This window comes from Actinophytocola sp. (assembly GCF_049647105.1).
Lineage (GTDB): Bacteria > Actinomycetota > Actinomycetes > Mycobacteriales > Pseudonocardiaceae > Actinophytocola.
Map to the genome: position 1 here is coordinate 25719 of NZ_JBARWZ010000183.1, position 10407 is coordinate 36125.

The 10407-nt window shown below is 70.1% G+C and carries 8 protein-coding genes and 1 pseudogene; 3 read left to right on the forward strand and 6 right to left on the reverse strand.

Going from position 1 to position 10407, the window contains the following annotated elements:
- Positions 1 to 3: 3 nt before the first annotated feature.
- From WBA97_RS22190 to WBA97_RS22205, 4 genes are read right to left on the reverse strand one after another with little or no spacing between them, the layout of a single operon-like run.
- On the reverse strand, positions 4 to 1617 hold the full coding sequence (locus WBA97_RS22190; RefSeq protein WP_424232808.1) for an ABC transporter ATP-binding protein: 1614 nt from the start codon (positions 1615 to 1617) through the stop codon (positions 4 to 6).
- Positions 1614 to 2480 (reverse strand): ABC transporter permease, encoded by an 867-nt coding sequence (locus WBA97_RS22195; protein ID WP_424232809.1) that lies wholly within the window; start codon positions 2478 to 2480, stop codon positions 1614 to 1616. The genes WBA97_RS22190 and WBA97_RS22195 overlap by 4 nt, the downstream gene beginning before the upstream one ends.
- Complete coding sequence (locus tag WBA97_RS22200) at positions 2477 to 3466, reverse strand: ABC transporter permease (protein ID WP_424232810.1); 990 nt, start codon at positions 3464 to 3466, stop codon at positions 2477 to 2479. Before WBA97_RS22200 ends, WBA97_RS22195 begins: the two co-directional genes overlap by 4 nt.
- A complete protein-coding gene (locus tag WBA97_RS22205; RefSeq protein ID WP_424232811.1) occupies positions 3463 to 5091 on the reverse strand; it encodes an ABC transporter substrate-binding protein in 1629 nt (542 codons plus the stop codon). The genes WBA97_RS22200 and WBA97_RS22205 overlap by 4 nt, the downstream gene beginning before the upstream one ends.
- Before the next feature lie 159 nt (positions 5092 to 5250).
- Between WBA97_RS22205 and WBA97_RS22210 the strand changes: the two genes are divergently transcribed.
- Both WBA97_RS22210 and WBA97_RS22215 read left to right on the forward strand, forming a co-directional pair.
- On the forward strand, positions 5251 to 6147 hold the full coding sequence (locus tag WBA97_RS22210; protein ID WP_424232812.1) for an ABC transporter substrate-binding protein: 897 nt from the start codon (positions 5251 to 5253) through the stop codon (positions 6145 to 6147).
- A 55-nt stretch (positions 6148 to 6202) separates the two neighbouring features.
- Positions 6203 to 7693 (forward strand): MFS transporter, encoded by a 1491-nt coding sequence (locus WBA97_RS22215; RefSeq protein ID WP_424232813.1) that lies wholly within the window; start codon positions 6203 to 6205, stop codon positions 7691 to 7693.
- Positions 7694 to 7697: 4 nt separating this feature from the next.
- Here the strand turns inward: WBA97_RS22215 and WBA97_RS22220 are convergent, their stop codons facing one another.
- Positions 7698 to 8720 carry an LLM class flavin-dependent oxidoreductase gene (locus WBA97_RS22220; protein WP_424232814.1) on the reverse strand — a complete coding sequence of 341 codons (1023 nt, stop codon included), beginning with the start codon at positions 8718 to 8720 and terminating at the stop codon, positions 7698 to 7700.
- 137 nt (positions 8721 to 8857) lie between these two features.
- Here WBA97_RS22220 and WBA97_RS22225 point away from each other — a divergent pair, with 137 nt between their 5' ends.
- Positions 8858 to 10096 (forward strand): sulfite oxidase, encoded by a 1239-nt coding sequence (locus WBA97_RS22225; RefSeq protein WP_424232815.1) that lies wholly within the window; start codon positions 8858 to 8860, stop codon positions 10094 to 10096.
- Here the strand turns inward: WBA97_RS22225 and WBA97_RS22230 are convergent.
- Positions 10097 to 10407, reverse strand: a pseudogene (locus WBA97_RS22230) (LLM class F420-dependent oxidoreductase); the annotation flags it as partial. It lies immediately after the preceding gene.

Below are 10407 nucleotides of genomic sequence, written 5' to 3' on the forward strand. Positions count from 1 at the left end.
GCCCTACACTCCCAGCAGCGCCTGGGTGTAGTCGTCCCGTGGTGTCAGTACCACCTCGTCCGTCCTGCCGTGCTCGACGATGCGCCCGGCACGCATGACCGCCACGTGCTGGGCGACGTCCGCCACCACCGCGAGGTCGTGGGTGACGAGGAAGTACGTGAGGCGAAGCTCGCGCTGGATCTCGGTGAGCAGGTCCAGCACCTGGGCCTGGATGGTGGCGTCGAGCGCGGACACCGGTTCGTCCAGTACCAGCACCTTCGGCCGCAGCGCCAGTGCTCTGGCGACGGCGACCCGTTGCCGCTGCCCGCCGGACAGCTCACGCGGCCGACGGTCCACATAGGACCACGGCAGGCGCACCAGGTCGAGGAGATCGCGGACGCGGGCGTGGCGCTCGGCGCGGGTGCCGATCCGGTAGGCGTCCAGCGGCTCGCTGATGATGCCACGCAAGGAAAGCCGGGGGTTCAGCGACTCGAACGGACTCTGGTACACCACCTGCATCTCGCGGCGCAGCGCGCGCAGCCCGGCACGGCGCAGCTCCGCCACGTCCTGTCCGAGGACCCGGACCGTGCCCCGGTCCTGGCGCTCCAGCCCGAGGATCAGCCTGCTGGTGGTGGTCTTGCCCGACCCGGACTCGCCGACCAGCGCGAACGTCGTGCCGCGCGGCACGGTGAGGGAGACGTCGTCGACGGCCTGGGTGCCGTTCTTCGCGGTGCCGAACCGCTTGGCCACCGAGTCCAGCTCGATCACCGGCTCCCCGGCGTCCGGTGCCTCCTCGGTCCGGGTGGGCCGTCGCTCGTAGGCCTCGGCGATGCTGAGCACCCGGCCCCGCACCACCCGCGCGGAGCTGGCCAGCAGTGCACGGGTGTAGGAGTGCCGGGGGTTCGCGAACACCTCGTCGATCGGGCCGGACTCGACCACCTCGCCCTGATCCAGCACCACCACGGTCTGCGCGTTGCGGCTGGCCAGTGCGAGGTCGTGGGTGATGAGGACGACCGTGGTGTCGTGCCGGGTGCGGGCGGCGTGGATGGCACGCAGCACCTCCTGACCGACCAGCACGTCCAGCGCGCTGGTCGGCTCGTCGGCGATGACCAGCTCGGGCCGCTGTGAGAACGCGATGGTCACCAGCACGCGCTGGCGCATGCCGCCGGACAGCTCGTGCGGGTAGCGGGCCGAAAGCCGGTCCGGGTCGGCGAACCCGACGTCACGCAGGTCCTGGCGGATCCGCTCGTCGACCTCCCCCGGCGACAGCGGCGAGTGGGCAAGGGTGAACGCCTCCCGCAGCTGGGCACCGACCGTCTTGGTCGGGTTGAGCGAGGCGATCGGGTCCTGCGGCACGAACCCGATGTGCCTGCCGCGCAACGGACGGAACGCCTTGTCACCACGCAGCAACACGTCCTCGCCGCCGAACTCGATGCTGCCACCGAGAATGCGCCCGTTGCCGGGCAGCAGCCGGACGACGGCGTGCGCGAGGGTGCTCTTGCCGGAGCCGGACTCGCCGATCACCGCGGTCACCTGGCCGCGCGGGATCTCCAGTGAGACCGACGAAAGCGCGGTGTCCTCGGTGTCACCGCGCCGGTAGGCGACGGTCAGGTCGGTGACACGTACCAAGACAGTCACGTGTGGTCCTCCTGGAGCAGGTAGGCGATGCGGCTGAGCAGCACGACGACGGCCGTCAGCGCGAGGCCGGGGATGATGGCGACCCACCAGGCGTGCGCAAGGTACTTCTGACCACCCGCGATCAGGACACCCCACTCCGCCGACGGTGGCGCCTCCCCGAAACCGAGGTAGGACAGCGAACCGATGGCGAGCATGGCCAGTCCGAAGTGGAGTGCGGTGTAGGACAGGACGGGGTGGTAGATGCTCGGGATGATGTGCCGGGTGATGACCCGCAGCGGGCCGGCGCCGCAGGTGCGGGCCGCCTCGACGTAGGTCAGCGTGCCGGACTGGATCACGCAGCCTCGGATCAGCCTGGCGAACCCGGTTGCCTCGCCGATGCCGATGGCGACGGCCGCGACGAACGCACCGCGCCCGTAGGTGGTGATCACCGCGAGGGCGAGCAGCACGGCCGGGATCGCCATGATCGCCTCGGTGAGGACGCCGAGCACGCGGTCGAGCAGCCCGCCGGGCGCCAACCCGGACAGCACGCCGATGACCGCGCCGCCAGCCAGTGCCACGGCGACCGCGAGCAGCGACGAGAACAGCGAGATCCGCAGGCCGTGCACCACGCGGGAGAACAGGTCGCGGCCGATCTCGTCGGTGCCGAACCAGAACTCGCCGTCCGGCGCGGTGAACGGCAGCCCGTCCAGCTCGTACGGGTCGTGCCAGGTGACCAGGCTGGGCACGACGGCGACGAGCACGAGAAACGCCAGGACGACCAGGAGGACGTGCAGCTCCCGGACCCGTCGCCCACGCCGCCGGGGAGCGGCGGCGGGCCGGACGGGCACCTCTTCGGCGATGGGAGTGGTGATCGTGTCGGTCATGCCTCGACCTCCTGTGGTGCGCGGCGGCGCAGCCGTGGGTCGAGCAGTACGTAGCCGATGTCGACCAGCGCGTTGATGATGACGTAGACCACGGCCAGCACCACGACCAGGCCGAGCACGACGGTCAGGTCGACGGCCTTGACCGAGTCGACCATCAGCCTGCCGAGCCCGACCCGGGAGAACACCATCTCGATGACGACGGTGCCGCCGAGCAGCTGCCCGATCCGCAGGCCGAACACCGCCAGGAACGGGAAGGACGCGTTGCGCAGGCAGTGCCGGTAGAGGGTGTGCATGCGGCTCGCACCCTTGGCGGGTGCGGTGACCGCCGCGTACGTCGTGCCAAGCTCCGTACGCAGGCTGCTGATCAGCACCTGGGCGAACTGCGCTGCGCCGAGCAGCGCCAGCACCGCGGTGGGCAGCACCAGCGACGCGATGCCCTGGCTGCCGTTGGACGGGAACCAGCCCAGCGTGATGGCGAAGAAGTAGACGAACAGGATGCCGACCCAGAACACCGGCAGGCTCACATACGCCGAGGGCACCAGCGACGCCAGCGAGCGGACCGCCCGCGAGCGCGGGTTGACCGCGAGCACGGCGAGCAGGAAACCCAGCGGTACCGAGATCGCCAGCGACACCGCGGCCAGCGTGATGGTGTTCGGCACCACCTCGCCGAGCAGCTGGGTGACCGGCTGCTCGGTGACCAGTGAACGGCCGAGGTCGCCGTGCAGCAGGCCGGTCAGCCCGTCCGCGTACTGGGTCCACAGGCTGTCCGACAGACCGACCTCGTCCCGGAGCAGGTCCAGGTTGAGGTCGGCCATGTCGGCGGAGCCGATGGTGTCGGTGGTGCCGATGCGGGCCAGCACCGCGTCTCCCGGCAGCACGAACAGCAGGAGGAAGGACGCGGAGTACGCCGCGAAGATCACCACGGCCGCATGCGCGAGCTTGCCGGCCACGACACGGGCGACATGGACGATGTCGTGCGCTCTCACTGCTGGTCGACCCAGGCGTCGCCGAGCCACGGGATGTGGGTGGCCTCGAACAGCGGCAGGTGGGTGCTGTTGCGGTAGGCCAGTGGCTGGATGAAGTCGTAGAGCGGGATGTAGTACGCCTCGTCGAGGATGGTCGCCGAGGCCTGCGCGGCCAGCGTCTTGCGCTTGGCGATGTCCGGCTCGGCAAGGATCTTGTCGAAGACCGCGTCCAGGTCCTCGTCAAGGCCGCCGTAGGTGGAGCGCAGCACGTCCGCGTCGGGCCGGGTGCCGGAGCCCCAGGAGAACGCGTAGTTGCCGGACTGCAGGCGCTGGTTGAGCTCGGCCTGCGTGAGGCTGCCGAACTTCAGCTCGACGCCGATGTCCTTCCACTGCGACTGCACCACGGCGATGTTCGGCTCGTGCGAGATCGTCGACGGGCTGTAGACGAGCTCGAACGAGAGGCGGTCACCGTTCTTCGTGCGCACGCCGTCCTGGCCCGGTCGCCAGCCTGCCTCGTCCAGCAGCCGCTTCGCCGCCCCGACGTCGGACCTGATCTTGTCGGACTGGTCGGTGAAGTACGGGTTGCTCGCGGTGTAGGCGCCCTTCGGCGGGATGTCGATCGCCGAGGCACGTGCGAGCACCGCGTCGCGGTCGACGGCCAGCGACAGTGCGCGGCGGACCCGCACGTCGTCAAGGCCGGGGATCTCGATGTTGGCCGCGAACCCGAGTGCCGAGCCGGGCAGCGGCTCGCGCCGGATGGTGATCTCCGAACTGCCCGCGAACTCGGTCTTGTCCGCGGGTTCGGTGTTGTGCAACAGGTCCAGTCCGCCGGAGCGCAGTTCGGCCGCGGCGATGCTGTTCTCCTGGATGTTGTGCACCTCGATCTTGTCGAGGTAGGCCGGGCCCTGGTTCTGTGCGGGCTCCGGCGCCCAGGCGTAGTCGTCGCGGCGGGTGAGCGTGTAGCCCTCCTCGCCTCTGCTCTCGTTGGCCACGAAGGGGCCTGAGCCGATGATGCCGAGGCCCTCCTGGCGCTTCTCGAACGGCAGCTTGGAGGTCTCCGGTGCCACGATGCCCAGCACCGTGCTGGACGCCGCCTGCAGGAACGACGAGTTCGGCTTGGCGAGGTCGAACACCACGGTGTCGGGGGCGGGCGTGGTGATCTGCTCGAGCGCGCCGATCCACTGGTTGGCGACGGCGTACTTGGCGCCGCCGTCGCGCAACGCCTGGTAGCTGGCCGCGACCGCGGCGGCGTCGAGCTTCTCTCCGTTGGAGAAGGTGACGTCCGTGCGCAGCGTGAACGTGAACCGCGTGGCGTTCTCGTTGACCGTCCACTCGGTGGCGAGCCACGGCGCGAACGTGCCGTCCTCCGAGTTGAACACCAGCGAGTCGACCAGGCCGCGCACCGGCACGGCCAGGCCGTAGCCGGTCGTCGTCGCGGGGTCGAACGACTTGCCGCCGCCTGCCGCCCGGTACTTCAGCACGCCGCCCTTGACGGGCGTACCGCTCGCGTTCTCCGCGCCACCGGCGGTGCCTGCGGCGCAGCCCGAGAGCGCGAGACCGGCCACGGTCAACAGGGCCAGCGTCGCCGTGACGGGTCGGGGAAGCCGGACGCGTCTTCTGGTCGCGTCGTGGGAATGGCGCTTCATCGTGGGACTCACTCTCGTCGGGGGCCGCCAGGAACGTAAGCCGCCGCGAGCCGTCGTGGGATACCTTCCCACTATGTGAATTTTTACGATAGCACGCTAGAAGTTACCTACAGTGTGGAGCATCCATCGTAGAACTTCTAACGTGCCACGAGGTATCGCATGTCAAAGATCAAGATCGAGGCGACCAGCGCCGTCTTCTACCTGCCGTACTACGTGGCCGAGGAGGAGGGCTACTTCACCGACGAGGGGCTCGACATCGAACTCATCCGCCACCGGCCGACCGAGGAGACCGGTCTGCGGTTCATCGAGGACCCGCGCAAGGTGTCGTCGTTCTCGAGCTTCAAGCTGTTCGAGGCAGGCGCCTCGCAGCTGTACAACGCGTGCGAGTGGGGCCAGCTGCGGCGTTCCCAGGACAGCCAGGTCAACGGCAAGGTGGTGGCCCGCAGGGCCGCGGTCGCCAGCCAGGCGATCATCGTCCGCCCCGACTCGCCGTACAACATCCCCGCCGACCTGGCCGGCGTGCGCGTTGGCGTCAACTTCCACCACGGCTCGCACTACCTGGTACTCCAGACGCTGGAGGGCTTCCTGCCACGCACCGACATCAACCTGGTCGGGATCAAGGGCAAGGAGCGCTTCGAGGCCCTGCGCGACGGCGACATCGACGCCGTCGCGGTGATGGAGCCGTGGATCACCGTGGCCGAGAAGCAGGGCTACAAGGTGCTCGCCGAGGCGCACTACTACGGCGCCGAGGTCGCCAACGACTCGCTCGACGCCGAGACGTTCACCAGGATCAACCGCGCGGTGACGCGTGGCGTTGACAGGATCCACGAGGACATCCGGCCCTACCTGAAGTACTTCGTCACGCAGGCGGCGCCGGTCGCCGAACTGGTGCCGGAGGACTTCAAGCTGGGCAGGTTGCGCTACATCCACCCCGGCCCGTACCCCGAGGACCAGTACAACCGGACGGTGGACTGGGTGGCCAGCTGGGGCCTGATCGACTCGGACAACGAGTTCGGCAAGCTCGTCGACTCCACCAAGATCCTCCAGGGGGCCTGAGGACACCGGCGAACGGCGGTGCGGTGTCGATCGCGCCGCCGTCGCACGTCCCGTCATGGCCACCACCCTCGCGAACCGCCGGGCCGTACTCCTGTTGTGCGGCACCACAGCCGGGTTCCTCCTGCTGGACCTCCACAAGGTGTCCATCGCCGTCCCGTCGATCGAGCGCGCGCTGCGTCCCGGCCCGGCGGGCATCCAGCTGATCCAGGCCGCGTACGTGGTCTGCTTCGCCGTCACCCTGGTGCCCGCAGGCCGCATCGGTGACGCGGGACGGCGGCTCACGCTCGCCTACGCGGGCATGTACCTCTACCTGGCCGCCAGCGTGGTCTGCGCGATCGCCCCCACGGCCGGTTTCGTCATCGCGGGCCGCGCGCTGCTCGGGGTCGCCGCCGGCCTGCTCATGCCGCAGATGATGGGCATCGTCCAGCAGATGTTCGGCAAGGCCGAGCGTGGCAAGGCGTTCGGCGTCTACGGCATGTGCGTCAGCCTGGCGACCGCACTCGGCCCGAGCCTCGGCGGGTTGCTCGTCACCACGCCGCTGCTCGGCTGGCGGGGCGTGTTCGTGATGAACGTGCCGGTCGGCGTGGCGATGCTCGTCGCGGCGCACACCCTGCTGCCCTCGGTCGGCCGGGACCAGGGCGACCGGCGCAGGCCGGACATCGACGTGGCCGGGCTGTCCTTCGTCAGCCTCGCCCTGGTCGCGCTGCTGGTCCCGTTCATCTTCACCACCGGACGCCCCGGCGACGTCGACGCCAGGTGGCTTGCCCTGGTCCCGGCGGCCGGGCTCGCGGCGCTGTTCGTGGCACGCAGCCGCCGTCGCGTCGCCGCGGGCCGCTCCGGCGTGATCGACCCGGACCTGCTGCGCGTCGGGTCCTTCCGCAACGGCGTGCTGGTCTCCCTGACCTGGTTCGCCGCAGGCCCCGGCTTCGCACTCGGGCTGACCATCTACCTGCAGGAGGCCCGCGGCATCACCCCGTTCCTGGCGGGTCTGGTGATGCTGCCGTCCTCGGCCACCTCCGTGCTTGGCGCCTGGCTCGGTGGCCGGTACGTGGTCCGGCTCGGCCGGGTGCTGACCGGGACGGGCATGCTGCTGGTACTGGTCAGCACGCTGGCGACGCTGGCGGTGCTGCACAGCGACCTGACGACGACGGCCGTGCTGGTCTGCATCCCGGCACTACAGCTGGTACAGGGCCTCGGCGGTGGGCTGGTGGTCTCGCCCAACCACTCGATGACGCTGATGGACGTCCCGGCCACCCAGGGCAGCGCGGCCAGCGCCATCGGGCAACTCGGTCAGCGCATCAGCAACAGCATGGGGGTCGCGACGGCGTCGATGGCGTACTACTCGACCATCTACAGCGCCGGTTTCTCGCTGACCGACGCCCCATCGGCACTGCACCGCGACGCTCTCGACCGGGCCACCGTGGTCGCCAGCCTGTTCCTGTGCGCCGCGCTCGTGGTCGTGCTCGTCGACCTGCGCCGCCAGTCCCGCGTCCGCGCGCCGGCGCCGGTCAAACCCGTTGCGCGCGACACCCTGAGCGCGCGGTAGCCGGTCAGCGCCAGCCGAGGGCGGGCGCGACGTGGGTGAGGATGTCGTCGAGCAGGTGCACGTTGTAGTCGACGCCGAGCTGGTTGGGCACGGTCAGCAGCAGCGTGTCGGCCTCGGCGATCGCCTCGTCCCCGGCCAGCTGCGCCACCAGCACGTCGGGCTCGGCGGCATAGGTGCGGCCGAAGATCGCCCTGGTGTCGGCGTCGAGGTGACCGATCTGGTCGGTGCTCTCGCCGTCACCGCCGAAGTAGGCGTGGTCCTCGTCGGAGGTGAGCGCGAAGATGCTGCGCGACACCGAAACGCGTGGCTCGCGCTGCCATCCGGCCTCCGCCCACGCCTTGCGGAACGACCGGATCTGTTCGGCCTGCTGCACGTGGAACGGCGCCCCGCCCTCGTCGTTCTTGAGCGTCGAGCTCATCAGGTTCATGCCGTGCTCCGCCGCCCACACCGCCGTGCCGTTGGAGCCCGCACCCCACCAGATCCGCTCCCGCAACCCCGGCGAGTGCGGCTCGACGCGCAACAACCCGGGCGGGTTGGCGAACATCGGGCGCGGGTTCGGCTTGGCGAACCCCTTGCCCTCCAGCACCTTCAGCAGCACCTCGGCACGTGCGCGGGCCATGTCGGCGTCCGTGTCGCCGTCGTCCGGCTCGTAGCCGAAGTACCGCCACCCGTCGATCACCTGCTCCGGTGAGCCTCGGGAGATGCCGAGCTGGAGCCTGCCGCCCGCGATGAGGTCGGCGGCACCGGCGTCCTCGGCCATGTACATCGGGTTCTCGTACCGCATGTCGATCACGCCGGTGCCGATCTCGATGCGTTCGGTCTTCGCACCGATCGCGGCCAGCAGCGGGAACGGCGAGGCCAGTTGCCTGGCGAAGTGGTGGACCCGGAAGTGGGCGCCGTCCGCGCCCAGTTCCTCCGCCGCCACGGCCAGGTCGACGGCCTGCAGCAACGCGTCCGACGCCGTCCTCGTCCGCGAGTGCGGACTGTCCGACCAGTGTCCGAAGGAGAGGAAGCCGATGTTCTTCACGACTGGTCCAACGCGTCACCACGCTGATTGATTCCTCAACTACCTGTCGGCCCCTTCTCAGGAAATGGGAACACACACCGGCCCGGCCCGAAGGCGGCATCATCGGATTTCCGGCATGGCGAGAGGGGCAGCGGAAAATGGACCAGCGCGACGATCTCACCGACGAAGCCACCTACGACCGGGTGCGGCTGGGCCGGCGGACGTTCCTGCGGCTGGCGACGCTGACCACGGCGTCGATCCCGCTTTCTGCTCCACTGTGGACCGCCACGGCAGACGAGGCTCCCGGGCCCATCGTGAAACCCTTGCCCGAGGACAAGTTCATCGTCCACGGCACCAACGCCGAGACGCGTTGGGAGGCCCTCGCCGGAGTCGGCGACCTGGTACCCGCCGACCGTTTCTTCGTGCGCAACCACACGCTGACCCCGTCGTTGTCGGCCGACACGTGGCGGCTCCGGTTGTCCGGCAGTGGTCTGCGTGGCGCACCAACGGCGGGCAACCCCGTCGAGTTCACCTACCAGGACCTGCTGGACCTCCCCGCCGAGACGGTCACCGCACGGATCGAGTGCGCGGGCAACGGCCGCGGTTTCTTCACCTCCCAGCAGGGCCAGACGGTGTCCGGCACCCCGTGGCGGCTCGGCGCGGTCGGCGTCGCCCGCTGGCGCGGTGTCCCGCTGTCCACCGTGCTCGAACGAGCCGGACTGCGCCGCGCCGCCGTCGACGTCCTTCCCCAGGGACTCGATCCCGACTACGTCACCGGTGGCGTCAACCTCGGCCCCGTCCGCCGCCCACTGCCCATCCGCAAGGCGCTCAAGGACGTCCTCGTCGCCTACGAGATGAACGGCGAACCGCTCCCGCCCGACCACGGTTTCCCCGTCCGGCTGGTGGTGCCGGACTGGATCGGCATCGCGTCGATCAAATGGCTCGGCCGCATCGAGGTCTCCGACACCCCGCTCGTGTCGCCGTGGAACACCCAGTTCTACCGGTTCTTCGGCCCGGACTACCCATCCGACGGCGAGCTTCTCGGCCCGCAGAACACCAAGAGTGCCTTCGAACTGCCGTGGAACGGCACGCTCGCCGCCGGGCGCACCCACCACCTGCATGGCAGGTCGTGGTCGGGCACCGGCGGCATCCGCAAGGTCGACGTCAGCACCGACGACGGACACTCCTGGCACCGCGCGATCCCGCACGGCAACGGCTCCGGGTGGCAGCGCTGGTCGCTTCCCTGGCGCCCCACGGCTCCCGGCACCTACACGCTGCGCGCCCGCGCCGTCGACCGGACCGGCGCCGCCCAGCCCGGCATCGCGCCCTTCAACACACAGGGCTACCTGTTCGGTGCCGTGGTCGGCCACCCGGTCACCGTGTCGGCGGGACGCTGATCACCGGCGGGCCAGCTCACCCAGCAGGCGCCAGGTCCGCAGCCGGTCCTCCTCGGTGGTCAGGTCGGTCTGCGTGAGCACCACCTCGGTGGCTCCCGCGTCGAAGTAGCGGCCGATCTCAGCCGCGACCGTCTCCTCGTCGCCCAGCACCACCAGCTCGGCGGCCTTCTCCGCACCCGACTGCGCAATCGACCGCTGGTAGGAGGGCACGGCGTCGTAGAACGCGGTCTGCTCGGCCGCCGCCTTCCTCGCGGCCGCCACGTCGGCGGTCACGACCCCGGGCACCGCCGCCACGACCCTCGGCGCTGGGC

What these genes read in the sequence shown, in the direction of transcription:
- WBA97_RS22195 (WP_424232809.1), bottom strand. Translation starts at nt 2,480, where the DNA reads ATGACCGACACGATCACCACTCCCATCGCCGAAGAGGTGCCCGTCCGG.
- WBA97_RS22205 (WP_424232811.1), bottom strand. Translation starts at nt 5,091, where the DNA reads ATGAAGCGCCATTCCCACGACGCGACCAGAAGACGCGTCCGGCTTCCC.
- WBA97_RS22210 (WP_424232812.1), top strand. Translation starts at nt 5,251, where the DNA reads ATGTCAAAGATCAAGATCGAGGCGACCAGCGCCGTCTTCTACCTGCCG.
- WBA97_RS22215 (WP_424232813.1), top strand. Translation starts at nt 6,203, where the DNA reads ATGGCCACCACCCTCGCGAACCGCCGGGCCGTACTCCTGTTGTGCGGC.
- WBA97_RS22225 (WP_424232815.1), top strand. Translation starts at nt 8,858, where the DNA reads ATGGACCAGCGCGACGATCTCACCGACGAAGCCACCTACGACCGGGTG.